Consider the following 25,120-nt stretch of genomic DNA (forward strand, 5'->3'; position numbering starts at 1 on the left):
CCAACAAAGACTAGAGGCGCAACTCCGTCGTTTCCTTGATTTGCTGGAGGGCGAAGAATGAGCGCATGTCGATCACGGCCGGGTGTCGCATGAGGGTGTCCATGGCGAACCGGGAGAAATGCGCGAGGTCGGCCACCTGGATCCGCATCAGATAGTCCATGTCGCCGGACATGGCGTAGCACTCGACCACCTCGGGCCAGAGCTGGACGTCACGGGCGAAGTCGCTCATGGGTGCGTGACTGGAGCCGCTGTGTTTGTTCAGGCGGATGTTCACGTAGGCGAGCAGCCCCAGGCCGACCTTGGCGGCGTCGATCAGCGCTACGTACTTCTTGATGAAACCCTGTTCTTCGAGGCGCCTGACCCGGCGCAGGCAGGGGCTGGGCGACAGGGAAATCCTGTCGGCCAATTCCTGGTTGCTGAGGCGGCCGTCCCGCTGCAATTCGGCCAGAATCCTTAAATCTGTCCTATCAAGCTCGATTGCAGACATGTTCAACCTCATAGTTTGAGTATGGAGCAATATTATTGCTCAACTCATCCCCTTTCGCGCCATGTTTGCAATCGTCTGCCCGTGCTTCGTACCTACAATCTGCGTCTAGACTTGAACAACAAGTCGTCCTCACAAAACATGCAAGGGAGCAGACTTATGAGCAGCGCTTTTCAACCGTGGGAGAACCCGATGGGCACCGCCGGGTTCGAGTTCATCGAATATGCCGCGCCGGATCCCGCCGCACTGCGCAAGGTGTTTGAGCTGCTGGGCTTCAAGGCCATTGCCAAGCACCGCCACAAGGATGTGACGCTGTACCGCCAAGGCGGCGTGAACTTCCTGATCAATGCAGAGCCCGATTCCTTCGCCCAGCGCTTTGCACGACTGCACGGCCCGTCGATCTGTGCGATCGGCTTTCGGGTGCAGGACGCCAACGCCGCTTACAAGCGCGCGCTGGAACTGGGCGCCTGGGGGTTCGACTCGCATAGCGGCCCGATGGAGCTGAATATTCCGGCGATCAAGGGCATTGGCGATTCGCTGATCTACCTGGTCGACCGCTGGGCGGGCAAGGAGGGGCACGGCGGCATTGGCGACATCAGCATCTATGACGTGGATTTCGTCCCGCTGGATCCGGCCAATGCGCAGTCCGACGTCAACTGGCGCGGCGCGGGCCTGACGCTGGTGGATCACCTGACGCATAACGTGCACAAGGGCCGCATGGCGGAGTGGTCGGAATTCTATGAGCGGCTCTTCAACTTCCGCGAAGTGCGGTACTTCGATATTGAAGGCAAGGTGACGGGCGTGAAGTCCAAGGCGATGACGTCGCCCTGCGGCAATATCCGCATTCCGATCAACGAGGAAGGCACCGAGGAGAAGGGCCAGATCCAGGAATACCTGGACCTGTACCGTGGCGAAGGCATCCAGCACATCGCGATGGCGACGGACGATATCTACGCAACGGTCGAATCGCTGCGCAAGTCGGGCGTGGTCTTTCTGGACACGCCGGAGACCTACTACGAGCTGCTGGACCGTCGCCTGCCCAACCACGGCGAGGACGTGGCACGCCTGCAGCAGAATCGCATTCTGCTGGATGGTGCGCCCGGCGGCGGCCTGCTGCTGCAGATTTTCACCGAGAATCAGATCGGTCCGATCTTCTTTGAGATCATTCAGCGCAAGGGCAATGACGGCTTCGGCGAGGGCAACTTCAAGGCCCTGTTTGAATCGATCGAGCTGGACCAGATGCGTCGCGGCGTGGTCAAGACCGTGGAATAAGACCCAGCGACGCCGGCACACGGCGTCGCGCCCCGGGCGCCTGATTTTCCAACCCCGCCGCATGGCGGGGTTTTTTGTGGGCGCAACCGCCATGACAAGGCCCCTTGTCGAACAGCGAAAACACTCGCCGCGAAAAGGGGCCTCGTGGACAACGCGCGTCGTGCAACGCTTAACGCTTAACGCTTCAAGCGGTCGTGGAATTGCTTGCGGAACTTGGCGACCTTGGGCGCGATGACGAATTGGCAATAGCCTTGCTCGGGGTGCAAGGCGAAGTAATTGCTGTGATAGTCCTCGGCCTGCCAGAAGCGGGCTGGCGGGAGCAGCTTGGTGACGATGGGCGCATCATAGACCTGTTGCGCCTCGACCTCGGCAATGACGGCCTCTGCTTGCTCGCGCTGGGACTCGTTTTGCCAGAAGATCGCGGATTCATATTGCGGGCCGACGTCGTTGCCCTGGCGCCCCGGCGTGGTGGGGTCGTGGGTGGCGAAGAAGACGCGCAGCAGATCGCTGTACGAGAGCTGCGCGGGGTCGAATTCGATACGCGCGACTTCGATGTGGCCGGTGTCCTTGCCGCAGACCTGCTCGTAGCTGGGGTTGTCGACGTGTCCGCCGCTGTAGCCCGGCAACACGCTCTGGACGCCGCGCAGGTCGGTGAACACTGCTTCGACACACCAGAAGCAACCGCCGCCTAGAACAGCGACTTCATTGCCCGGTGAGGGTTGTTCTGCCATGACGATTCCTTACTGATAGGCGGCCGCTGCGCGCGGCCCGCGCCCCCGGCTCGATGCCGGGGCATGAGATTCAAGGCTACTGCTTTGCCGGCGCCAGCGACAAGATCCATTCGGCCAGCGCGTGGGCATCTTCGGGAGACACGTGGGTCTGGGCGGGCATGGGGACGGCGCCCCATGCGCCGCGGCCACCGCCGCGGATCTTGCCCGCCAGGTAGTCCACCATGGCGTCGCCCTGCCCCGCATAGCGTTCGGCCACGCTCTGCAAGGGCGGCCCCACCCGCTTGACCTCCACCTGGTGACAGGCCATGCAGGCCTTGCTCTTGGCCAGATCCAGGCCAGTGGCTTGCGCATGCGCCGCGCCGGCACCCAGGACGCCGGCCGCGGCCACCAACAGACTAATCTTCAAATGCATCGGTTACTGCCCCACGGCTCGCGGTGCTGGCGAGCTTGCCGAACTTGGCAAGCACACCGCGTGTATAACGCGGCTTGGGCTGGACCCAGGCCTGGCGACGAGCCGCCATGTCTTCGTCGCTGATGTTGAGCTGCAGCAGCAGCTTGTGGGCATCGATGGTAACCGAATCGCCCTCTTGAATCAGCGCGATGGGACCGCCGACAAAGGCTTCGGGCGCGACGTGGCCCACGACCATTCCCCAGGTGCCGCCTGAAAAGCGGCCATCGGTGATGAGCCCAACGGTTTCGCCGAGCCCCTGCCCGACGAGCGCGGAGGTGGGCGCGAGCATTTCGCGCATGCCCGGCCCGCCCTTGGGTCCTTCGTAGCGGATGACGACCACGTCGCCATCCCGGATCTGCTGGGCCATGATGGCCGTCATGGCGTCGTCTTCGGAATCGAAGACGCGCGCCGGCCCCGTGATGACGGGGTTCTTCAGGCCCGTGATCTTGGCGACGCACCCTTCGGGCGACAGATTCCCCTTCAGGATGGCCAGATGGCCTTGGGGATAGACCGCCCGATCGATGGGCATGATGACGTCCTGGTCGGCGCGCGGCGCATCGGGCACGTCGGCCAGGGTTTCGGCAATGGTCTTGCCGGTGATGGTGATGCAGTCGCCATGCAGCAGGCCGGCGTTGAGCAGCAGTTTCATGACCTGCGGAATGCCGCCGGCGCGATGCAGGTCGGTCGCCACGTACTTGCCGGAGGGCTTCAGGTCGCACAACACGGGCACGCGCTTGCGGATGCGCTCGAAGTCGTCGATGGTCCAGGGCACTTCGGCGGCATGGGCGATGGCCAGGAAGTGCAGCACCGCGTTGGTCGAGCCGCCGGTCGCCATGATGACGGACACGGCGTTTTCGATGGACTCGCGGGTGATGATGTCGCGCGGACGCAGATTGCGCTTGACCGCGTCGACCAGCACCCGGGCGGATTCAGCGGCCGAGGTGACCTTTTCGTCGTCTTCGTTGGCCATGGTGCTGGAATACGGCAGGCTCATGCCCATGGCCTCGAAAGCGGAACTCATCGTGTTGGCCGTGTACATGCCGCCGCAGGAGCCCGAGCCCGGGATCGCGCATTTCTCGATCTGCTTGAAATCCTCTTCGGGCATGCGGCCCATGGTGTATTCACCCACCGCCTCGAAGACGGACACGATGGTGAGGTCGTTGCCCTTGTAGCGGCCCGGCTTGATCGTCCCGCCGTAGACGTAGATGCCCGGCACATTGGTGCGCGCAAGGGCGATCATGCCGCCGGGCATGTTCTTGTCGCAGCCGCCGATCACGACGACGCCGTCCATCCATTGCCCCTGCGCGGCGGTCTCGATGCAGTCGGCGATGACTTCGCGCGAGACCAACGAGTACTTCATGCCTTCGGTGCCCATGGACATGCCATCGGAGATGGTAGGCGTGCCGAACACCTGGGGATTGGCGCGCGAGGCGCGGATCGCGTCGATGGCCGCATCGGCCAGCCGCTGCAGGCCGCTATTACAGGGCGTGATCGTCGAGTGGCCGTTGGCCACGCCGATCATGGGATTTTCGAAATCAGCTTCTTTGTAGCCCAGCGCGTAATACATGGCGCGATTGGGTGCGCGCGCGACGCCTTGGGTGATGTGGCGGGAACGTTCGTTGTGCGGCATGGTCAGTGTCTCCTGTCGGCCGTCGGGGCGCGGACATGGCGAACGCACCCGGGGAAGCTGGCTCGCTTGCAATGCGAATCTTCAGTGCTCGCCGGTTATTATCATTCAACTTTATTGTGTCGGGCAGAACATGCTGGAATATCCAAAATTCGACCCCATCGCCCTGCAGATCGGGCCGCTCGCCATCCACTGGTATGGGCTGATGTACCTGGCGGGCTTCGCGCTCGTTTATCTGCTGGGCCGCCACCGCATCAAGAGCGGGCACACCACGTCGCTCAATGTGCGAGACCTGGAAGACCTGATCTTCTATAGCGTGCTGGGCGTGGTGCTGGGTGGGCGGCTGGGATACGTGCTGTTCTACAAGCCGGGCTATTACCTGTCCCATCCGCTGGAAGTGCTGTACCTGTGGCAGGGCGGCATGTCCTTCCACGGCGGCCTGATCGGCGTGATCCTGGTGATGCTGCTGTTCGCGCGCAAGAAGGGCCTGCCGTTCTTTGCGATCAGCGATTTCATTGCGCCGTTGATTCCGCTGGGCCTGGGCTTTGGCCGGCTGGGCAATTTCATCAATGGCGAGTTGTGGGGCCGCCCCACTGACGTGCCCTGGGCGATGGTGTTCCCCGATAGCGGCGACGGGCTGCCTCGGCATCCGTCGCAGCTCTATGAGCTGGGACTGGAAGGCATCGTGCTGTTTGCGTTGCTGTGGTGGTTCTCGAGCAAGCCGCGTCCGTTGGGCCAGGTGAGCGGGCTATTCCTGATGGGCTACGGAACGTTCCGCTTCCTGGTGGAATTCACCCGCGAGCCGGACAACTTCCTGGGTCTGCTCGCGGGCGGGTTGAGCATGGGGCAGTGGCTGTCCCTGCCGATGGTCGCCCTGGGCGCCATCATGTTCAGCCTTACTGCAAAACGATCGTCCCGTTGACCGCGACGCTGACCGTCACGTTCCCCGCTTCCAGGGGAACGCTGGCGTCGGCGCTGCTGAAGGACCCGCCTTTCGCCATTGCCGCGCCCATCATGCGCGGCATCGGCACGGGGCCGCCCGATCCGCCGAGTTCCAGCTTGGACAGGCGATAGCCCGAGAAGCCGAAGGCATTGGCCGCGGCCAGTGCGCGGTCCTTGAACGCCTGGGCCGCTTCTTTCAGCAGCTTTCGTTCTTCGGCCTCGCGCGCGGCCGGCGACAGCGAGAAGCTGATGTTGGAAATGGCGGTCTTGTCGGACAGCTTGGAAGCGAGGGCCGCGGCGGCGGCGAAATCCTTGGATTCCAGCACGATCTCGCCCTGCCCGCGCCACGACGCGATCTTTCCCTTGTTGTTCATGTTGGGCCAGACGTTGAAATTGCTGGTGCGCACGTCGACGTCTTTGGTGTCGCGCGCCCGCTTGACCACGTCTTCGAGCGCGGCAGTCAGCTTCTGGCCGGCGGTCGGCTGGTCCGGGGCCTCGACTTCCGCGGACAATGCAATGCGAACGGTGTCCTGCTTGACCTCGGAAGACGCCATGGCTTGCAGCGTCATCTCGGGCGAGCGGTTCGCAGCCTGCTCGGCGGCTGGCGTTGCGGACGGCGCCTGGGCCTGGGCGAAAGCGGGCTGGGCGGCTGCGATGGCGGCCACGGCTGCGCACGCCGCACCAAGTCTGGTGAGCGAAAAAACACGGTGTTTGAACATGGACTGGTCCTAGGAGGGAGGACGGAGGGGGGATGGCCGAGGCACCCGGGGCGGACCTGCGCGCATGGCAGGTCCGCTGGGATAGATGCCCCGCCTGTGCCGTCAAGGCCGGCATCTCGAACCCTGAGGTTCAAGGTGGTCGCGTTCCGAAGAGCATCGGGTTCGTCTGCAAGAGACAATCACTCCAGCTCTGCACTCCCGCAACCAATATGCCAAAAAGACATAGGTTCAGAGAATGTATGGCCTAGTCACGAACACGGCAGGGACAAACTGAAAAATCTTGAATACTGCTTATGAACTGCTTATGAACGTTAGAGCAGTTTTTCCTGACCCGACAAGGCGTCATCGAGTACTGCGTTCATGTCCTCAATTCTACGCTTGAAGTCGCCGACCGCCAAACCGCCCAGCGGACCATCGGGTGCTTTCATTGCAAGCAGCTCGCCAGCGATCTGCAATGCAGCCATCACGGCGATGCGTTCATTGCTCGACACCTTGCCCGTGCCCTGGATGCGCAGCATGAGCTGATCAACGTGGCGCACGGCGGCCAACAGGGTGGGCTTTTCTTCGGCCGAACACGCAAGTGAGTACTCGCGGCCGAGGATCGATACGTCTACACGTTCCATTAGTGTTGCTCTCCGGACGGCGCACCCGGCAAGCGGGCCAGTACGGCGTCGATGCGCTCGCGGGCCGACGCGGCGGCCACACGCAGGCGCTGTAGTTCTGAATCGCGCGATTGCAGACTGGCCTGCCATTCGTTTTCGCGGGCGGCGTAGCGGGACTCGAGCGCCTGACGCTCGGCGGTCTCGCGCGCGAGCTGTTCGCGCAGCGTGGCTTCTGCCTGCCTGGCCTGCTCGAGCATGGCGGACACGGCGCCGTCATGATCTTGAAGCTTGCTTTGCAGCGTGACGACCTCGGCTTCGCGCTCGGCGGCGCGCTGCTTAAGCGCGCGTTGTTCGGCTTCGAATTCGTTCACGCGCAGGCGCAACGAGTCGCGCTCGGCGTGGAGTTGGCGGGTGCGTTGCACCAGTTGCCCGATTCGGGCGGCGAGTTGGTCTAGATCTTGCAGCATGGGCGCTATCGTAAACCATCCTGGGTTGGACCGGGCCTCTTCACGCAAGGTGAGAAACCCGGCAATATTCAGTAGGAAATACGGGGGTGAGTCGGGGCGCGAAGGTTACCGACTCTTCAAAGCCATGGAAAGTCCCATCGGTCGTAATTGCCGCATCCGGCCGATCCGGCTTTCGCCATTCTTTCTATAAACTTTCACTTAGCTTTCAAAAAGCCCTCAATCTTCCGCCCCCGTTACAAACGAGGATCGGGAGTTCCCCAATTCTAGGGAAAACCCCAGGCTTTCACCGACCTTACAGGGTTTGCAGCGTGGCAGGCGTCCATTACCATTCGGCCTTCCAAGAAACCACGTCGTCGCTTTCAGAATAACTAATGGCACCCTGAAGTGCCTTTTTTGTGCCTGTCACTCGCCTTTCGGCGAGCATCCATCCGGCTACAAACCTCTTTTATCTACATGCTGTAAACAGGAGCCAACCAATCATGCAGCTACGCAATCGACAGGACTTCTGGTCGGGGGTGATGTTCATCGCCCTCGGACTGGGATTCGCCTGGCAGGCAGGCAGCTACCAAATGGGTACTGCTGCCCGAATGGGCCCAGGGTACTTTCCTTTCTGGCTAGGCATCGTTCTCGCATTGCTGGGCGCCATCGTGCTGCTTAGCTCGCTGTCCAAGAAGGCCCATGAAACGCACGTCGACAAGTTCGACTGGCGCATCGTCTTCCTGGTGGTGGGCTCCGTGGTTCTGTATGGCCTGATCCTCAAACTGCTGGGCGTGTACATCTCGGTGTTCGTGCTGGTCGTCGTCAGCAGCCTTGCCAGCCATGAATTCAACCTGAAGGTCGCCGTCGCGAACGGCATCTTCCTGGTGCTGTTCACGTACCTGGCATTCATCAAGGGGCTGGGGCTGATTTTCCCGCTGTGGCCGTCGTTTCTGGGCATGAACTAAGGAGCCACCAGCCATGGAATTGTTTGACCACCTGATGATGGGTTTCTCGGTGGCGTTTACGCCCGAGAACCTGATGTACGCGCTGCTGGGCTGCATCCTGGGCACGCTGATCGGCGTGCTGCCGGGCATCGGCCCGGTTCCCACCATTGCAATGCTGCTGCCGATCACGTACGTGCTGCCCCCGATCGCCGGCCTGATCATGCTGGCCGGTATCTATTACGGCGCGCAGTATGGCGGCTCCACGACGGCAATTCTCGTGGCGTTGCCAGGGGAAACGTCCGCGGTGGTGACCGTGCTGGACGGCCACCAGATGGCCCGCAACGGCCGTGCGGGCGCCGCGCTGGCAATTGCCGCGCTGGGCTCGTTCTTCGCCGGCTGCGTCGCCACGCTGCTGCTGGCCGCCTTCGCGCCCCCGCTGGCTGAAGTGGCCTTCAAGTTCGGTCCCGCCGAGTACTTCTCGCTGATGTGCCTGGGCCTGGTGGGCGCTGTCGTGCTGGCCTCGGGCTCGCTGCCCAAGGCCATTGCGATGATCGTGCTGGGCCTGCTGCTGGGCATGGTCGGCACCGACGTCAATTCGGGCGTTGCGCGCTTCGACTTCGGCGTGCCGGAACTGCAGGACGGCATCGACTTTGCCATCGTGGCCATGGGCGTGTTCGGTTTTGCCGAAATCATGACCAACCTGGAGCAGAAGGAAAACCGCGTCGACATCACCGACAAGATCGGCTCGCTGTACCCGAACAAGCAGGAATTCAAGGAAGCCGCTCCCGCCGTCCTGCGCGGCACGGCGCTGGGTTCGGCTCTGGGTATCCTGCCGGGCGGCGGCGCGGTGCTGTCCTCGTTTGCTTCCTACACGCTGGAAAAGAAGATCTCCAGGAATCCGGAGCGCTTCGGCAAGGGCCACCCGGCCGGCCTGGCAGGTCCGGAATCGGCGAACAACGCCGCGGCCCAGACGTCGTTCATCCCGCTGCTGACACTGGGTATTCCCGGCAACGCCGTGATGGCGCTGATGGTGGGCGCGATGACCATCCACAACATCCAGCCCGGCCCGCAAGTCATGACGAGCCACCCGGAGCTGTTCTGGGGCCTGATCGCCTCGATGTGGATCGGCAACCTGATGCTGGTGGTGCTGAACCTGCCGCTGATCGGCCTGTGGGTCAAGCTGCTCAAGGTGCCCTACCGCATCCTGTTCCCCGCGATCCTGGTGTTCTGCACGATCGGTGTGTATTCGCTGAACTACAACCCGTTCGACATCTTCACCACGGCGATCTTCGGCATCATCGGGTACGTGTGGTCGAAGCTCAAGTGCGAAGGCGCCCCGCTGCTGCTGGGCCTGGTGCTGGGCCCCATGATGGAAGAAAACTTCCGCCGTGCCCTGCTGCTGTCGCGCGGCGACTTCTCCACCTTCGTGACGCGTCCGCTGTCTGCTAGCTTGCTGGCCGTCGCCGTGTTCCTGGTGATCCTGGTGGCCCTGCCGGCCATCCGCAAGAAGCGCGAAGAGACTTTCGTCGAAGAAGACTAAGGCAACGCGTGCCGCCCTGCGGCGGCGCCTTCGCCACAGAATCCCCGGGCCTGGCCCGGGGATTTTTTTGCCCTGGCGCAAGGCGGAGTGAAAGATACAATTAATTACTCCGGGCAACCAATCGTACCCAACCGAGTCATCTACGTTAAGCTACGGGTTTACCCCACGCGATGATTCACCATGACTTTCGACTGGAAGAATCCCTATACGACGACCCGTACGCCCGTATTTGCCCGCAATGTCGTCGCCACCTCGCAACCGCTGGCCGCCCAGGCAGGCTTGCGGATCCTGGCGCAAGGGGGCAACGCGGTGGACGCGGCAATCGCCGCGGCATCCACGCTGGCGCTGACCGAGCCGGTCAGCAATGGCCTGGGATCGGACTGCTTTGCCATCGTCTGGGACGGCTCCAGGCTGCACGGCCTCAATGCATCCGGGCCGGCGCCTTCCGCCTGGAACGTGGACTATTTCCGCCGCAAGCACCAGGGCGCCGTCCCGGCCCGCGGCTGGGATAGCGTCACCGTCCCGGGTTGCGTGGCGGGCTGGGGCGCGCTGCACGAAAAGCTGGGCCGCCTGTCGTTCGCCGACATCCTGGCGCCCGCCATCGAGTACGCCGAACGCGGTTTCGCCATCACGCCCATCGTGCATCAGAAGTGGGCCGCGCAGGCCGACATCCTGCAGCCGCAACCCGGCTTCGCCGAGCACTTCCTGCCGCGCGGCCGCGCCCCGCACATTGGCGAGCGCTTCGTGCTGCCGGGCGCGGCGGCCACCCTCAAGCGCATCGCCGCGTCCAGCGGACGCGATTTCTATGAAGGCGAGACCGCGCACAAGCTGGTGGCGCACGCGCAAGCGCACGACGCGGCCCTCACGTTGGCGGACCTGCGCGACTACGCCCCCGAGTGGGTGACGCCGATCAGCCAGTCGTACCGGGGCCACACGCTGCACCAGATTCCGCCGAACGGCCAGGGCATCGCGGCCCTGATCGCGCTGGGCATCCTGCAGAACTTCGACCTGGCGGCGCGTCCGATCGACCATCCCGACACGCAACACCTGCTGATCGAGGCGATGAAGCTTGCATTTGCCGACGTCTACGCGCACGTGGCCGACGCGCGCCACATGCGGATTGCGCCTGAGCAGATGCTGCGCGCGGATTATCTGGCCGAGCGCGCGCGCCTGATCGATCCGCGGTCGGCCCAGGCTTTCGCGTCGGGCCATGCGCCGCAAGGCGGCACGGTCTACCTGACCGCCGCGGATCGCAATGGCATGATGGTCAGCTTCATCCAGTCGAACTACATGGGATTCGGGTCCGGCGTCGTGGTGCCCGGCACGGGCGTCAGCCTGCAGAACCGCGGGCACTGCTTCAGCGCCGACCCCGCCCACCCCAACGTGGTCGCGGGCGGCAAGCGGCCCTTCCATACGATCATCCCGGGCTTTCTGATGCGCGACGGCGCGCCGGTGATGAGCTTTGGCGTCATGGGCGGCAACATGCAACCGCAGGGCCAGATGCAGGCCTTGGTGCGCATGCTGGACTACGGCCAGCAACCGCAGGCCGCTTGTGACGCGCCGCGCTGGAAATGGAACCGCGGCCTGGAAGTGGATCTGGAACCGACGGTCTCATCCGCCGTCGCCGACGGCCTGCGCGAGCGCGGTCACGTGCTGCAGGGCATGGACGATCCCTACATGGATTTCGGATCCGGCCAATTCATCTGGCGCCTGGGCGATCCGGCCGTGGACGGCTACGTCAGCGCCAGCGACAGCCGACGCGATGGGCTCGCCGCCGGCTTTTGATTGCGTTAAGGTTAGTGTCCTGAAACAGACCTACCCTTATTGAGCGGAGTCCATTGCATGGCAACGATCGGTACCAAGAGCTACGACGCGGTCGTGGCCCAGAAAGTCGCTTTCCTCGGATTGGGCGTGATGGGCTTGCCCATGGCCGGTCACCTGGCCCGCGCCGGGCATGACGTCACCGTCTATAACCGCACGCCCGCCAAGGCCCAGGCCTGGGTCGCCGAGTTCGGCGGCCATAGCGCATCCACGCCGCGCGAAGCGGTTGCGGACGCCCAGATCGTCTTTGCCTGCGTGGGCAACGACGACGACCTGCGCAGCGTCGTGCTGGGCCCGGACGGCGCGTTCGCCGGCATGGCGCCGGGCGCCGTGTTCGTCGACCACACGACCGCGTCGGCGGACGTTGCCCGCGAACTGCATGCGCAAGCCAAGGAACTGGGCCTGAACTTCGTGGACGCGCCCGTGTCCGGCGGCCAGGCGGGCGCGGTGAACGGCGTGCTGACGATCATGTGCGGAGGGGAGCCGGCCGTTTTCGACGCCATCAAGCCCGTCGCGCAATGCTTCGGCCGCGCGGTCACGCTGGTTGGCCCCCCGGGCGCCGGACAGCTTGCCAAGATGGTCAACCAGATCTGCATCGCGGGGATCGTGCAGGGCCTGTCCGAAGCCATCGCGTTCGGCCAGGCGGCCGACCTGGACATGAAGCTGGTGCTCGACGTGATCAGCAAGGGCGCGGCGCAAAGCTGGCAAATGGAGAACCGCGGCGGCACCATGGTCGACGACAAGTTCGACTTCGGATTCGCGGTGGACTGGATGCGCAAGGACCTGGGCCTGGTGCTGGCCGAGGCGCGCAACAACGGCGCGCGCCTGCCGTTGACCGCGCTGGTGGACCAGTTCTATGGCGACGTCCAGAAGCTGGGCGGCGGCCGCTGGGACACGTCCAGCCTCATCAAGCGCCTGCGCGACTGACGCGGCAGTTCTGCTGCATTTCGGCTGCAGTTCTGCCAAACAAAAATGGCGAGCCTCGGGGCTCGCCATTTTTTTTTGGACATGCCCTCATGGTGTAGGGCGTAGATCGCAAGGCTTGCGGCTTACGTCTCACGGCTTAGGGTTCACGGCCCATGGTTCACGCAGCGAGCGTGGCCTCGCTGGCAGCGGGCAGCAGCGCGTCGATGCGCTGCTTGGCGAGCGCCAGGCCTTCCAGCGCGGCGACTTCGCCCATGGCCATGCCTTCGGCCGCGATGAAGGTCACGTCGTGCATGCCCAGAAAGCCCAGCATCTGGCGCAGGTAAGGCGTCATCGTGTCCGAGGGCGTGCCTTCGGCCTTGCCGCCGCGCGCCGTCAGCACGACCACCTGTTTACCCTTGACCAGCCCCTCGGGCACGCCTTCCGGCGTATAACGGAACGTGACGCCGGCCCGGGCAAGGTGATCCAGATAGCTCTTGAATTGCGCCGGCAGGTTGAAGTTGTACACGGGCACGGCGAACACGATGCGGTCGGCCTCCATCAACTCGGCCACGAGCGAATCGCTGAGTTCGACGAGGCGCTGCTGCTCCACGGTGCGGGCTTCGGCCGGAGTGAAGAGGGCGCCGGCGGTGTTGCCGTCGAAATACGGAATGGGCTGCGCGCCGATGTCGCGGACCTTGACCGCGGCCGCGGGGTTGGACGCCTTGATGCGCGCGATCAGGTGATCGGCCAATTGCTTGCTGTTGGAACGCTCGCCGAGAATCGAGGAAAGGATGACCAGGGTCTTCATTGCAATATCTCCAGTGGGACCGCCCCGGGACGGGCGGCTGGACCTGTCGCCGCCGAGCCCGTCAGGATGATCGGGCGGGGCCTTGCCGCCGCGGCGGCGTTGGCAGATCCGTTGTGCATGACGTCACTGTAGATGGGTTAATTAGATACATAAATAGGGGTATGATGAACTGTTCGTTCCAAACATAGAACAATCATGCAAGATCTAAACGACCTTTACTACTTTTCCCAAGTCGTTGAGCAAGGGGGGTTCAGCGCCGCCGCGCGGGCATTGGACATCCCGAAGTCCCGCCTCTCCCGCCGGATCTCCCACCTGGAAGAGAGCCTGGGCGTGCGCCTCCTGCAGCGCACCACCCGCCGGCTGCGGCTCACGTCCGCCGGCGAACGCTACCTGCACTACTGCCGGGAAATGGCCGCATCGGCGCGGGCGGCGGACGACGCCATGCGCCAATTGCAGGCCGAGCCCACGGGCCCGGTGATCGTGAGCTGCCCGGTGTCGATCGCCCAGGACGTGCTGGCGCCGCTGCTGCCCGAATTCCTGGATGCATGGCCCGCGATTTCCGTGCAGTTGCTGGTCACGAACCGGCGCGTGGACCTGATCCGCGAAGGCGTGGACCTGGCCCTGCGGGTCCGCACCAAGCTGGACACGGACGCGGAACTGGTCGTGCGCCACCTGGGCACGGCGCGCGGCACACTGGTGGCCAGCCCGGGCTATCTGCAGCGCCACGGCGCGCCGGACACGCCGCAGGACCTGGCGTCGCACACCACGCTGAGCTTCAGCGATCCGCAGAACGAAGTGCGCTGGCCGCTGCGCAATGACAAGGGCGAAGAGGTGCAGATCGAACTGAAGCCGCAGCTGTCGTGCAACGATTTCATCGTCCTGACGGAGGCGGCCGTGCGCGGGCGCGGCATCGCCCTGCTGCCGTCAATCGCGACGCAGGAAGAACTGCGCCGCGGGCAGCTCGTGCCGGTGCTGCCGCAGTGGCAATCGCCCGAGGGCATCGTGCACTGCATCTATCCGTCGCGGCGGGGCATGATGCCCGCCGTGCGCACCCTGCTGGACTTCCTCTCGCAGCGCCTGCCCTCGATGTACCAACGGCTGGAAAAAGCCGCGGCGCCGGCGCCTCAGTAGCCGCGCGTGCGCTCGACCACGCCGGTGATGGGCTCGCCGCGCATCAGGCGCGCGACCTTGCCCGCGATCTGCTCAATGCTTTCGTCGCGCAACGTGCGTGCCGCGATGTGCGGCGTGACGTGGACGCGCGGGTCGTGCCAGAACGGATGGTCCTTGGGCAGCGGTTCCTCGTGGAAAACGTCCAGCGTGGCCCCCGCGATTTCGCCCTCTTCGAGCATCTGCACCAGGTCGTCTTCGACCAGATGTTCCCCGCGGCCCACGTTGACCAGATGCGCATTGGGCAGGAGGCGCGACAGGGTTTCGCGATTGAGGATGCCCTGCGTATCCGGCGTCAATGGCAGCACGTTGACCAGAAAGCGCGTGCGCGCCAGGAAATCGGGCAATGCGGCTTCGCCGGCAAAGGACTGCACGCCGGGAATCTCGCGCGGCGAGCGCGACCAGCCTGCCACCGGATAGCCGAACTCGGCGAGCGTCTGCGCGACGCGCGCGCCCACCTGCCCCAGCCCCAGCACGCCCACCGGCCAGTCGGCCTGGCGCGTGCCCTCGCGGGTATCCCAGTGCTGGCGCGCCTGGGCCTGGTCGAAGGCTTCGAAATCGCGCGAGACGCGCAGCAGCGCATACAGCGCGTATTCGGCCATCTGCACCGCCATGCCGGCGTCTTCGAGACGGACGATGCGCACGTGCGGGGGGATCTCCGGCATCTTCAGCAGCGCATCGACGCCCGCGCCCAGGTTGAACAAGGTCTGCAGCTGGGTTTCGTGCTTGAAGAGTTCGGCCGGCGGACGCCACACCAGGGCGACTTGCGCGCCGGACGGCGGGCCTTCGGGATTCCACACCGAGATGCGGCACCCGGGCATGGCGGCCTCGAGGCGAGGCACCCAGGAATCAGGATCGTGATGGGGACAGGCAAAGAGAATATGCATGGTGGCAGCGCGCGAGCGATGAAAACCCCAAGCATGAGGGATGCTGGCGCACAAATCAAACGGCCCGGCATGAAGCCGGGCCGTGTGCGCCTGCATCGAAAGACGGGCGATCAGGCGGTCTGCGGCACCTGGGGCTTGTTCTTGCCCTTGTTGCGACGCAGGTAGGCCCAGACCTGCAGCGCGACCAGCAAGGCGCTCGCGCCGATGAACCACGCGCTGATGGGCCGTTCGATGAACACCCCCAGGTCGCCGCGCGACAACAGCAGCGCGCGGCGGAAATTCTCTTCGACCATGGGCCCCAGCACGAAGCCCAGCAGGATGGGCGCCACCGAAAACTCCAGCGTCATCAGGATGGCCCCGATCACGCCGAAGGCGAGGACTTCCCATATCTGGAAGAGGCTGTTCTGGGTGCTGTACACGCCCACCGCGATAAAGAACAACGCGGACGGGAACAGGTAGCGGTACGGCACCTGCAGCAGCTTGACCCACACGCCGATGAGCGGCACGTTCAGCACCATGAGCAGCACGTTGCCCACCCAGAAACTGGCGATCAGCCCCCAGAAGATGTCCGGATGCTCGGTGATGAGCTGCGGGCCGGGCTGGATGCCCTGGATCAGGAGCGCCCCCAGGATCAGCGCCATCACGGCGTCGCCGGGAATGCCCAGGCTCATCGTCGGGATGAAGTCGACCTGCGTCTTCGAGTGCGACGACGCTTCGGGCGAGGCCACGCCGGCGATCATGCCGGTGCCGAATTTCTCGGGCGTCTTGGAAATCTTGCGCTCCAGCGCATAGGCAACGAACGTGGTGATGGTGGGACCGGTGCCGGGCATGGCGCCGAACAGCGTGCCGACGGCCGTGCCGCGCACCATGGGCCAGAAGGCCGTCTTCAGCTCCTGCTTGCTGGGCCGCATGTCGCGCAGGCTCAGCTTTGCGCCGCTGCCGATGATGGTCATGCGGTTCACGCTCATCAGGAAGTCCGCGACGCCGAACAGGCCCATCGAGATCGCGACCAGTTCCAGGCCGTCAGACAGGTCCAGCAGGCCGAACGAAAAGCGGATGGTGCCGGTGTTCACGTCCGTGCCCACCACGCCGCACATCAGGCCGAACAGCGTCATGGCCACGCCCTTGAGCGGCGAGCCGCGCGACATGGTGGCGCCCGCCAGCAGGCCTAGCAGCATGATGGAGAAGATTTCCGTGGGCCCGAACTTGAACGCCACCTCGACCAGCAGGGGCGATGCGAAGATCATGACGATGATGCCGACCGACGCCGCGAAGAACGAGCAGATCATCGTGATGCCCAGCGCCGTGCCGCCCTTGCCCTGCTTGGTCAATGGGTAGCCGTCCAGGCAGGTGACCGCGTGCGGCGGATGCGAAGGCAGGTTGAGCAGGATCGCGCCGATCGCGCCGCCGTACTGCGAGCCGTAGAAAATCCCGGCCAGCATCAGGATGGCGGGCACGGGCTGCATGACGTAGGTCAGCGGCAGCAGGATGGAAATGGCCGACAGCGCGCCCATGCCGGGCAGCACGCCGATGAGGTTGCCCACCAGCACGCCGAAGAACGACCACATCAGGTTGTGCAGTTGGAACGCGACGCCAAAGCCGTACCAAAGGTCTACCAGAGCTTGAGAGATCATGGCGCTTCAACCCCAACGAAACAGCGGAAGCTGCAACTGCAGCGCCCACCAGAAGACGACGACCGCGATCGCGGACATGGCGATCGACAGCAGGATGGCCTGCTTGATCGTGTTCTTGCGGTCGCCCAGCGCCGAGATGAAGACGATGGCGAACGTGGCGGGCAAGAGGCCGCCGTAATGGCCCAGCAGCAGGAAAGCCAGGATGCCGAGCAGGATGCACACGCTGCCGCGGATGTCGGGCATGCCGGTGGGATGGCCCTCTGCCGGCGCGGGCGCGGCAGGTGCGTCCGAGCGCGCCGACAGCGCGATCAGCACGCCGGTCAGCGCCAGCAGGCCGCCGAGCGCCGCGGGAAAGAAGCCCGGGCCCATGTGGCTGAGCGTGCCGATGTGATAGTCGGTTCCGCCGTAGATCGCGGCCAGCCCGATCAGGACCATCAGCGCGCCGCCGTAATAGTCCTTTCTGTTGATTGTCTTTTGCACTTCCATCCTCCTTCCTTGTGCCGGGCTGCGCCGGCCCGCGATGCGCCGCCCGAAACGAGCGACGCCCGGCCCCTGACGACAGGCCGGAACGCAGATTACGGAAGGAAGCTGCTAATCCGCTTTCTATGCGCTGTCGGGTTCCTGAATCCGGGGGTTATCCCTGATCGGCAGCGGCGACAGCCGCAAAAAATAAGGCGGAAAGGCGAGAAAAGGCGGGCGCTACTGATCGCCCTTGAGCTGGACCTCGGCAGGTCGCGGGTACTGGGAGACGGTGGGCGCCAGCGGCAGCCACAGCACCGACGCGAGGCCCACGCCCCCCTGGCTGTTGGGCTCGCCGTCGCGCAGCTCGATATCGCCGTCGTTGCGCCGGGCATAGGCGCGCGCGATGCCCAGACCCAGACCGGAGCCCGAGGACGCCACCGGCTTGTCCGTGCCCACGCGCTCGAAACGCGTGAAGGCGCGTTTGCGCATGACCGGTTCCAGGCCGGGTCCATTGTCGGACACGGCGACCTCGACGCGGTTTTCCACGGGGCAGACGGACACCGTGATGCGGGCGCCGACCGGCGCGTAGTGGATGGCGTTGTGGACCAGGTTCGACAAGGCCTCGTGCAGTTCGGCCTCGTTGCCGGACACCTGCACGGGCGTGTCCTGCCCGTCTTCGGCGTCTGCCTGCACCCAGCCCAGGTCCTGCTGCTTCTCGTGCGCCAGCGGCAGGTACTGCAGCACGACTTCGCGCGATACGGCATTCATGTCCAGCAACTGGCGCGGAGTCTGACCGGCCTGGTTGGCGTGCGCCAGCGACAGGAGCTGTTCGGTGAGGCGGCGCGTGCGCCCGAGCTGGTCGACGATGGCGCGCAGGCCTTCGCGCGCGCGCGCCGGATCGCGTTCGCGCAGCGTGTACTGCGCCTGCGTCAGCATGATGGCGAGCGGGGTGCGCAACTGGTGGGAGGCGTCGGCCAGGAAGTTCGATTGCTCGTCGAGCACCCGCCGGTAACGGGCGATGTGGTGGTTGACGGCTTCGACCAGCGGCGCGACTTCGCTGGGCACGCGCGAGGCGTCCAGCGGCGTCAGGTCATCGGAGCGGCGCGCGCGGATGTCGGCCTGCAGCCGGCGCAGCGGCTTCAAGGCCCAGGACACGCCCCACCAGACCAGCACCACGACCAGCGCCAGCATCCGCGCGTCGCGCAGGATCTCCTGGCGCCGCGCACTGTTCTCGGCTTCGATGCGCTTGCCGGTGCTTTCGGCCACGACGACCAGCACCTGCCGATGCTGGCCCTGGTAATAGAGATCGCGCACCACGGACACGACCCGCACCGGATCGTTGCGATACACGCCGTCGTAAAAGATGGGCTGGCCGTTCGAGCGCGGCCAGGACGGCGGACGCGGCATCTCCGGCATGCCCAGCAAGGTCTTGCCCTGGGTCACGGGCACGGGTGCGTCGTCGGGCAAGGGAGGATCGATTTCCTCGATGCGGAAATACTTGCGCAGGCCCGCCCGGGATTCCAGCATGACCTGCGCATACAGCGGCGTGGCCACCTGCAGGTTGCCGTCCGGCGTGAATTCCAGGCTGCTCTCCAGCACGCGCGCCGGTTCCACCAGCGCGCTGTCGTAGGCTTCGTTGGTGATTTCCGACAGGGTGCGATAGTCGTTCAGGCTGTCGATGACCAGCAGCACCACCACGCCCGGCAGCAGCAGGATGATCAGCAGCGCGCGGATGCCGACGCGCGGCAATCCGGGTATCCGCAGGCTCACCTAGGGTTCCGCGGACTCGCTGGCGACGCCTTCCAGCATGTAGCCCAGTCCGCGCACCGTCACGATGCGCACGTCGCTGCCGGCCAGCTTTTTGCGCAGGCGATGCAGCACGACTTCGATCGCGTCTGGATTGGCTTCGCTGTCATGCGTGAAGACCTTGCCGAACAAGTGCGCCTTGTCCACCGGATAGCCGCTGCGCGTCAGCAGCGCCGCCAGGGCGGCGTGTTCGCGCGGGGTCAGGAACAGCAGGGATCCGTCCAGGGTGAAGGCGCGGCTTTCGCTGTCGTAGGACAGCGAGCCGCACTGCAGGCGCGGATGCTGGCGGCCGCGGCTGCGCCGCACCAGCGCCGTCAGGCGGGCTTCCAGTTCTTCCAGCGCGAAGGGCTTGGTCAGGAAATCGTCCGCGCCCAGGTTCAGGCCGCGGACCCGGTCCTGAAGGGCGCCCTGCGCCGTCAGCAGGAGGACGGGCGTGCGGTCGTCACGGTTGCGCATTTCGCGCAGGACGACCAGGCCGTGCTTGTCGGGCAGGCGCAGGTCCATGACGATGGCGTCGTACTCGGTGCCGGCCATGAAGGCTTCGGCCGTGCGCGCGTCCGCCGCGTGATCGGGGACGAACCCGCTCTGGGCGAGCGCGCGCATCAGCCAGGACGCCATGTCCCGTTCGTCTTCAACCAACAATATGCGCATGACCGTCCGTTCCTTCGGGCAAATTCTCTGCTGCTCGCTGACCGTGCACCCGTTGGCGCAGGTAGCGGGTCTCGTGATGGCGCCGAAAGAGGATGGCTGACAACTCGTTCAACGCCTGGGTATAGACGTCTCGCTTGAACTCGATGACGGCATCCAGCGGAACCCAGTACTGGCTCCAGCGCCAGGCGTCGAATTCCGGATGCTGCGTCGCGCGCAGGCAAACGTCGCTGTCACGTCCCACCAGGCGCAACAAGAACCAAATCTGCTTTTGTCCTTTATAGTGGCCACGCCACTCACGCCGGACAAAGTGATCGGGCACGTTATAACGTAACCAATCGCGTGTACGCCCCAAAATACGGACATGCTCGGGCTTCAAGCCCACCTCTTCATGGAGTTCGCGATACATGGCCTGCACCGGGCTTTCGCCGTACTTGATGCCGCCCTGGGGGAACTGCCATGCATGTTCCCTGATACGCTTGCCCCAAAAGACCTCGTTTCTAGTGTTGACGAGAATGATGCCGACATTGGGGCGGTAGCCTTCGCGGTCAAGCATGGGCCACCCCCACCGAATTCAATACAATTACGGTCGATTATACGTATCTGCTGCCACCTTTAAACATGCGCGCATCCAACTACCACATCAACACCCTCAAAGAAGCCCCTTCCGAAGCGGAAGTCGCCAGCCACCAGCTGATGACCCGCGCCGGGATGATCCGCAAGCTCGCGGGCGGCATCTACACTTACATGCCCCTGGGCCTGAAGATCATCCGCAAGGTCGAGGCGATCATCCGGGAAGAAATGAACGCCGCAGGCGCCATCGAGCTGCTGATGCCGGTGGTGCAGCCGGCCGAGCTGTGGCAGGAATCGGGGCGCTGGGAGCAATACGGAGCGGAACTGCTGCGCATCAAGGACCGGCACCAGCGCGATTTCGTGCTGCAGCCCACGTCCGAAGAGGTCATCACGGACATCGCCCGCAATGAAATCCACAGCTACCGCCAGCTTCCGCTGAACTTCTATCACATTCAGACCAAGTTCCGGGATGAGCGCCGTCCCCGCTTCGGCCTGATGCGCGGCCGCGAATTCACCATGAAGGACGCCTACTCCTTCGACCGCGACGAAGCGGGCGCGCAGCGCAGCTACGACACCATGTTCAGCGCCTATATGAAGATTTTCGGCCGCCTGGGACTTGAGTTCCGCGCGGTGGCGGCCGACACGGGCTCCATCGGCGGCACGCGCAGCCATGAATTCCAGGTCATCGCCGACACGGGCGAGGACCTGCTGGTCTACAACGCGGATTCGGACTACGCCGCCAACATCGAGCTGGCCGAAGCCCCCAGCCTGTACCCCACCCGCGCCGCGGCCGCGCAGGCCATGGAAGACGTCCCGACGCCGGGCGCCGCCAAGTGCGAAGACGTCGCCAAGCTGCTGGGCATCCCGCTGGAGCGCACGATCAAGTCGATCGTCCTGGCCACCGATGGCGAAAAGGGCAAGGTCGACATCTGGCTGCTGCTCCTGCGCGGCGACCACGAACTGAACGAGATCAAGGCGGGCAAGCTGCCCGGGCTGTCGGGCTTCCGTTTCGCCACCGAAGCCGAGATCGTCGAGCATTTCGGCTGCAAGCCCGGCTACCTGGGCCCGGTCAAGACGGCCAAGCCCGTCCACGTGATCGCCGACCGCACCGTCGCGAACATGGCCGACTTCGTCTGCGGCGCCAACCGCGAAGATTTCCACACCCAGGGCGTGAACTGGGGCCGCGATCTGCCCGAACCGGAACAGGTGGCCGACCTGCGCAACGTCGTCGCGGGCGATCCCTCGCCGGACGGCAAGGGCACGCTGTCGATCCAGCGCGGCATCGAAGTGGGCCACGTCTTCTACCTGGGCAAGAAGTACTCCGAAGCCCTGAAGGCCACCTTCCTGGACGAAACCGGCAAGCCCGCCGTCCTGGAAATGGGCTGCTACGGCATCGGCGTGACCCGTATCGTGGGCGCCGCCATCGAGCAGAACCACGACGCGCGCGGCATCATCTGGCCCCGCGCGATCGCGCCTTTCGAGGTCGTGATCTGCCCGGTGGGCTGGGGCAAAAGTGAAACGGTGCGTGACACCGCGCAGAAACTCTACGAATCGCTGCTCGCGCGCGGCGTGGATGTGATGCTTGACGACCGCGATGCCCGTCCCGGCGTCATGTTCGCCGAGTGGGAACTGATCGGCGCGCCGCTGCGTGTAACAGTTGGAGAACGCGGCCTGAACGATGGTGTGGTGGAATTGCAGGCCCGGCGGGAAACCGAAGCGGCCAAGATTCCGGTAGAGTCCGCGCTTGAAGCCGTGCTGACGAAACTCGACACGCTTTGAACCCGGCCTGAACGCCAGACATACCCTATAGTAGCTACGGACTTCCCTGCGTCCCGACCCGCCTTTTCATCACCCTGTATCGTGACCCATTCGAAGTCTGCCGAATCCACCCTGCAAGTCCGCGTCTACTATGAGGACACGGATGCAGGCGGGGTGGTTTTCTATGCCAACTACTTGAAATTCCTGGAGCGCGCCCGCACAGAATGGCTGCGCGATCTGGGAGTGAACCAATCCGGACTGGCCGCCAGCGAGCAACGGCTCTTCGTCGTCCGCGCCCTGGACATGTCCTACCGCAAACCGGCCAGGCTGGACGATTTGCTTACCATACGCAGCCGAGTCACCAAACTGGGCCGCGCTTCGATACACTTCGCGCAGCGTGCGGAACGCGACGGGGAACTGCTTGCCGAAGGCAACATCCAAGTCTGTTGCGTCGATGCCATCCACATGCGGCCGGCGGAACTGCCGGCCGACGTTCGCGCAAAACTGGAATTCATTCAGGAATAACCATGCAAGTCACCAACGACATGTCGTTGCTTTCGCTGATTTCGCACGCCAGCGTGCCGGTCCAGCTCATCATGCTGATGCTGTTGGGCATTTCGATCATGTCCTGGACCTACATCTTCGCCAAGCGCATGGCCATCAAGCGGGCCCATGACCAGACGCGCCGCTTCGAAGACGACTTCTGGTCGGGCGGCGACCTGTCCATGCTGCAGCAGGCCGTGGCCTCGCGCCGCGACGAACAGGGCGCCCTCGCCCGCATCTTCGATGCCGGCATGACCGAATTCCTGAAGGCCCGCCGCGGCAACGCCAGTGGCGACGCCACCGCGGTGCTGGACGGCCCGCGCCGCGCCATGCGCGCCGCCTACCAGCGCGAAATGGACGCGCTGGAATCCCACCTGAACTTCCTGGCGTCCGCCGGTTCGGTGTCCCCCTACATCGGTCTCCTGGGCACGGTCTGGGGGATCATGCACGCCTTCATCGGCCTGTCGAACATGCAGCAGGCCACGCTGGCCTCGGTGGCCCCCGGCATCGCCGAAGCGCTGATCGCCACGGCGATCGGCCTGTTCGCCGCCATCCCGGCCGTGGTTGCCTACAACCGCTTCACGAATGACATCGACCGCATTTCGATCCGCTTTGACAGCTTCGTCGATGAATTCCTGAACATTCTGCAACGGCAGGTGCGCTAATGCCCTCGGTAAGCTCGCGCGGCAGGTCCGGCCGCCGCATGAAGGCCGACATCAACGTGGTGCCGTACATCGACGTGATGCTGGTGCTGCTGGTCATCTTCATGGTGACGGCGCCCCTGATCACGCCCGGGCTGATCCAGCTTCCGTCGGTGGGCGCCGCCTCCGACGTGCCGGTCAAACCGCTGGAAGTCCAGATTTCCGAAGACGGCAAGATCGCGCTGCGCATGCGCGAAGCCGGCGCCACCCTGCAGGACATCGCGCGCACCGAACTGGTGGCGCAAGTGCGTTCGCGCATTACCGCGGAAACCCCGGTGGTCATCGCCGCCGACGGCAAGGTGCCCTACGAGACGGTCGTAAAGGTCATGGACGAGCTGCGCACCAACGGGATCACCCGCCTGGGCCTGCTGGTGGACCAGTCCGCCGCAGCCGCCCAACAGCCCGCTCCCGCCAAGAAACGCTAACGCGCCGCCACCCGCCGGCCCGGCCGGCATGCACCGCACATGACGCCACCCATAATTCGACACCGCAGCGGCCCGCCGGCCACCCCGCCCAACAACGACAACCGGAATTCGCTCATTCTGGCCGTGGCGGTGCACCTGCTGCTGCTGGTCGCCCTGATCTTTGGCGTGAACTGGCACACCGAGAACCCTGGCCCCGTCCAGGTCGAACTCTGGGCGGACGGCAATTCGCCCGTGTCGCCGCCGCCCACGCCGCAGCCCGAACCGCCCAAACCCCAACCGAAGCCGCAGCCCGAGCCGGAGCCCGAAAAGGCGCCCGAACCGCCCCCGCCGCCGCCTCCCCCGCCCCCGCCCGAACCCGAGCCGCAAGTCCAGGCCAAGACCGAGGAGGTCGATCCCGAGATCGCCATCCAGGAGGCCAAGAAGAAGCGCGAGCAGGAAGAGAAGGCGCGCGAGGCCGCCGAGGCCGCCAAGGAAAAGGCGCGTCTCGAAGAAGAGCGCAAGCAGGCCGAACTGAAGGAAAAGAAGCGCCTGGAGCAGGAACGCCAGGCCGCCGAGAAGGCTGCCGCGGAAAAAGCCGCTGCCGAGAAGGCCGCTGCCCAGAAGGCGGCTGCCGAAAAGGCTGCCGCCGAGAAAGCCGCCGCTGAAAAGGCCGCCGCCGAGAAGGCGGCCGCTGAGAAGGCGGCTGCCGAGAAAAAGGCCAAGGAAGAAGCTGCCAAAAAGGCGGCTGCCGAAAAGGCCGCTGCCGAGAAGGCCGCCGCCGAGAAGGCTGCTGCTGCTGAAAAGGCTGCTGCCGAAAAAGCCGCCGCCGAGAAGGCTGCCGCCGCGAAGAAGGCCGCCGCGGACAAGGCCCTGAAGGATGCATTCCGCAACGACGCCCTGGGCGCCGCGGGCATCCCCGGGGGCACTGCCGACCGCAACCAGGCGGGCGGCGGACGCGACAGCGGCTATGGCGCCAAGGTCCGCGCCTGCGTGCAACCCGGGGTGGCTTATCCGCCTCCGCCCCGCAGCGGCTCCGGAAATCCGACGGCACAATACCGGGTACAGTTAGGCTCTGACGGGAAGGTGAATGGCGTCACGTTGACCAGTTCTTCTGGCAACGCCGGCTTCGACCGCGCGGTCGAGACGGGCATCCGCCGTTGCAACCCGTTCCCGAAGCCCTCGACGGGCCGCTACGAACCCATTATTGACGTTGTCTACAGAATGTATGACTGACAGGAGATTGA

Annotated in this window: 26 protein-coding genes and 1 other RNA gene; 12 read left to right on the forward strand and 15 right to left on the reverse strand. The window is 64.7% G+C overall.

All coding sequences use genetic code 11. The features are described 5' to 3' along the window. Nucleotides 1-10: 10 nt before the first annotated feature. Nucleotides 11-487: an Lrp/AsnC family transcriptional regulator gene (locus tag ACZ50Q_RS24845; protein WP_076521931.1), complete on the reverse strand. Its 477-nt coding sequence runs from the start codon at nt 485-487 to the stop codon at nt 11-13. 156 nt (nt 488-643) lie between these two features. On the opposite strand from ACZ50Q_RS24845, the gene hppD reads away from it, so the two are divergent. Continuing rightward, nucleotides 644-1,756 (forward strand): 4-hydroxyphenylpyruvate dioxygenase, encoded by a 1,113-nt coding sequence (gene hppD / locus ACZ50Q_RS24850; protein WP_092579577.1) that lies wholly within the window; start codon nt 644-646, stop codon nt 1,754-1,756. A gap of 176 nt (nt 1,757-1,932) precedes the next feature. Here the strand turns inward: hppD and msrA are convergent, their stop codons facing one another. The 3 genes from msrA to ilvD all read right to left on the reverse strand — a co-directional run bounded on the left by msrA (nt 1,933) and on the right by ilvD (nt 4,568). Further along, the gene (gene msrA / locus ACZ50Q_RS24855) at nt 1,933-2,487 is read right to left on the reverse strand and encodes a peptide-methionine (S)-S-oxide reductase MsrA (protein ID WP_092579579.1); all 555 of its coding nucleotides are present in this window, start codon (nt 2,485-2,487) and stop codon (nt 1,933-1,935) included. A 76-nt stretch (nt 2,488-2,563) separates the two neighbouring features. Beyond that, entirely contained in the window at nt 2,564-2,899 is a 336-nt protein-coding gene (locus ACZ50Q_RS24860; RefSeq protein WP_464079836.1) for a c-type cytochrome, read from the reverse strand. After that, nucleotides 2,883-4,568, reverse strand: coding sequence for a dihydroxy-acid dehydratase (ilvD, locus tag ACZ50Q_RS24865; protein ID WP_092579581.1), 1,686 nt, complete (start codon nt 4,566-4,568; stop codon nt 2,883-2,885). The genes ACZ50Q_RS24860 and ilvD overlap by 17 nt, the downstream gene beginning before the upstream one ends. Nucleotides 4,569-4,698: 130 nt before the next feature. Here ilvD and lgt point away from each other — a divergent pair, with 130 nt between their 5' ends. Further along, a complete protein-coding gene (lgt, locus tag ACZ50Q_RS24870; RefSeq protein ID WP_092579583.1) occupies nt 4,699-5,487 on the forward strand; it encodes a prolipoprotein diacylglyceryl transferase in 789 nt (262 codons plus the stop codon). Here lgt and ACZ50Q_RS24875 read toward each other — a convergent pair. The 4 genes from ACZ50Q_RS24875 to ACZ50Q_RS24890 all read right to left on the reverse strand — a co-directional run bounded on the left by ACZ50Q_RS24875 (nt 5,462) and on the right by ACZ50Q_RS24890 (nt 7,295). Beyond that, entirely contained in the window at nt 5,462-6,226 is a 765-nt protein-coding gene (locus tag ACZ50Q_RS24875; RefSeq protein ID WP_464079837.1) for an SIMPL domain-containing protein, read from the reverse strand. The two genes, lgt and ACZ50Q_RS24875, sit on opposite strands and share 26 nt — an antisense overlap. Before the next feature lie 83 nt (nt 6,227-6,309). Continuing rightward, nucleotides 6,310-6,495: non-coding RNA, 6S RNA (gene ssrS / locus ACZ50Q_RS24880), on the reverse strand. 42 nt (nt 6,496-6,537) lie between these two features. Beyond that, nucleotides 6,538-6,849 carry a cell division protein ZapA gene (locus ACZ50Q_RS24885; RefSeq protein ID WP_076518838.1) on the reverse strand — a complete coding sequence of 104 codons (312 nt, stop codon included), beginning with the start codon at nt 6,847-6,849 and terminating at the stop codon, nt 6,538-6,540. Continuing rightward, complete coding sequence (locus tag ACZ50Q_RS24890; RefSeq protein ID WP_464079838.1) at nt 6,849-7,295, reverse strand: hypothetical protein; 447 nt, start codon at nt 7,293-7,295, stop codon at nt 6,849-6,851. The genes ACZ50Q_RS24885 and ACZ50Q_RS24890 overlap by 1 nt, the downstream gene beginning before the upstream one ends. Nucleotides 7,296-7,774: 479 nt before the next feature. Here ACZ50Q_RS24890 and ACZ50Q_RS24895 point away from each other — a divergent pair, with 479 nt between their 5' ends. From ACZ50Q_RS24895 to ACZ50Q_RS24910, 4 genes are all read left to right on the forward strand, one after another. Beyond that, on the forward strand, nt 7,775-8,239 hold the full coding sequence (locus ACZ50Q_RS24895) for a tripartite tricarboxylate transporter TctB family protein (RefSeq protein ID WP_076518836.1): 465 nt from the start codon (nt 7,775-7,777) through the stop codon (nt 8,237-8,239). 13 nt (nt 8,240-8,252) lie between these two features. Continuing rightward, nucleotides 8,253-9,758, forward strand: a complete 1,506-nt coding sequence (locus tag ACZ50Q_RS24900) for a tripartite tricarboxylate transporter permease (RefSeq protein WP_092579587.1) — start codon at nt 8,253-8,255, stop codon at nt 9,756-9,758. A gap of 180 nt (nt 9,759-9,938) precedes the next feature. Next, nucleotides 9,939-11,543, forward strand: a complete 1,605-nt coding sequence (locus tag ACZ50Q_RS24905) for a gamma-glutamyltransferase family protein (RefSeq protein WP_464079839.1) — start codon at nt 9,939-9,941, stop codon at nt 11,541-11,543. Between the two features lie 57 nt (nt 11,544-11,600). After that, entirely contained in the window at nt 11,601-12,506 is a 906-nt protein-coding gene (locus ACZ50Q_RS24910; RefSeq protein ID WP_464079840.1) for an NAD(P)-dependent oxidoreductase, read from the forward strand. A gap of 157 nt (nt 12,507-12,663) precedes the next feature. Here ACZ50Q_RS24910 and ACZ50Q_RS24915 read toward each other — a convergent pair whose 3' ends face one another. After that, nucleotides 12,664-13,293, reverse strand: a complete 630-nt coding sequence (locus ACZ50Q_RS24915) for an FMN-dependent NADH-azoreductase (RefSeq protein WP_464079841.1) — start codon at nt 13,291-13,293, stop codon at nt 12,664-12,666. Between the two features lie 195 nt (nt 13,294-13,488). Between ACZ50Q_RS24915 and ACZ50Q_RS24920 the strand changes: the two genes are divergently transcribed. Further along, nucleotides 13,489-14,424, forward strand: a complete 936-nt coding sequence (locus tag ACZ50Q_RS24920) for a LysR family transcriptional regulator (protein ID WP_092579593.1) — start codon at nt 13,489-13,491, stop codon at nt 14,422-14,424. On the opposite strand, the gene ACZ50Q_RS24925 is transcribed toward ACZ50Q_RS24920, so the two are convergent. From ACZ50Q_RS24925 to ACZ50Q_RS24950, 6 genes are all read right to left on the reverse strand, one after another. Beyond that, nucleotides 14,418-15,347: a 2-hydroxyacid dehydrogenase gene (locus tag ACZ50Q_RS24925; protein ID WP_076518830.1), complete on the reverse strand. Its 930-nt coding sequence runs from the start codon at nt 15,345-15,347 to the stop codon at nt 14,418-14,420. The genes ACZ50Q_RS24920 and ACZ50Q_RS24925 overlap by 7 nt on opposite strands. Nucleotides 15,348-15,457: 110 nt before the next feature. Further along, on the reverse strand, nt 15,458-16,981 hold the full coding sequence (locus tag ACZ50Q_RS24930) for a tripartite tricarboxylate transporter permease (protein WP_464079842.1): 1,524 nt from the start codon (nt 16,979-16,981) through the stop codon (nt 15,458-15,460). Nucleotides 16,982-16,987: 6 nt separating this feature from the next. Beyond that, nucleotides 16,988-17,467, reverse strand: coding sequence for a tripartite tricarboxylate transporter TctB family protein (locus ACZ50Q_RS24935; protein WP_172805874.1), 480 nt, complete (start codon nt 17,465-17,467; stop codon nt 16,988-16,990). A 213-nt stretch (nt 17,468-17,680) separates the two neighbouring features. Then, nucleotides 17,681-19,213 carry a sensor histidine kinase gene (locus ACZ50Q_RS24940; RefSeq protein ID WP_231952249.1) on the reverse strand — a complete coding sequence of 511 codons (1,533 nt, stop codon included), beginning with the start codon at nt 19,211-19,213 and terminating at the stop codon, nt 17,681-17,683. After that, nucleotides 19,214-19,900: a response regulator gene (locus ACZ50Q_RS24945; RefSeq protein WP_076518827.1), complete on the reverse strand. Its 687-nt coding sequence runs from the start codon at nt 19,898-19,900 to the stop codon at nt 19,214-19,216. Further along, nucleotides 19,881-20,453, reverse strand: a complete 573-nt coding sequence (locus ACZ50Q_RS24950) for an RNA pyrophosphohydrolase (protein ID WP_056327909.1) — start codon at nt 20,451-20,453, stop codon at nt 19,881-19,883. Before ACZ50Q_RS24950 ends, ACZ50Q_RS24945 begins: the two co-directional genes overlap by 20 nt. A 65-nt stretch (nt 20,454-20,518) precedes the next feature. Here ACZ50Q_RS24950 and ACZ50Q_RS24955 point away from each other — a divergent pair, with 65 nt between their 5' ends. The 5 genes from ACZ50Q_RS24955 to tolA all read left to right on the forward strand — a co-directional run bounded on the left by ACZ50Q_RS24955 (nt 20,519) and on the right by tolA (nt 25,109). After that, nucleotides 20,519-22,249, forward strand: a complete 1,731-nt coding sequence (locus ACZ50Q_RS24955) for a proline--tRNA ligase (RefSeq protein WP_092579597.1) — start codon at nt 20,519-20,521, stop codon at nt 22,247-22,249. 81 nt (nt 22,250-22,330) lie between these two features. After that, nucleotides 22,331-22,753: a tol-pal system-associated acyl-CoA thioesterase gene (gene ybgC, locus ACZ50Q_RS24960; RefSeq protein WP_464079843.1), complete on the forward strand. Its 423-nt coding sequence runs from the start codon at nt 22,331-22,333 to the stop codon at nt 22,751-22,753. 2 nt (nt 22,754-22,755) lie between these two features. Next, nucleotides 22,756-23,436: a protein TolQ gene (gene tolQ / locus ACZ50Q_RS24965; RefSeq protein ID WP_056327907.1), complete on the forward strand. Its 681-nt coding sequence runs from the start codon at nt 22,756-22,758 to the stop codon at nt 23,434-23,436. After that, nucleotides 23,436-23,897, forward strand: coding sequence for a protein TolR (gene tolR / locus ACZ50Q_RS24970; protein ID WP_076518824.1), 462 nt, complete (start codon nt 23,436-23,438; stop codon nt 23,895-23,897). The genes tolQ and tolR overlap by 1 nt, the downstream gene beginning before the upstream one ends. Before the next feature lie 39 nt (nt 23,898-23,936). Further along, the gene (tolA, locus tag ACZ50Q_RS24975) at nt 23,937-25,109 is read left to right on the forward strand and encodes a cell envelope integrity protein TolA (RefSeq protein ID WP_464079844.1); all 1,173 of its coding nucleotides are present in this window, start codon (nt 23,937-23,939) and stop codon (nt 25,107-25,109) included. Nucleotides 25,110-25,120: the final 11 nt, after the last annotated feature.

Source organism: Achromobacter sp. T5-5 (assembly GCF_055397965.1).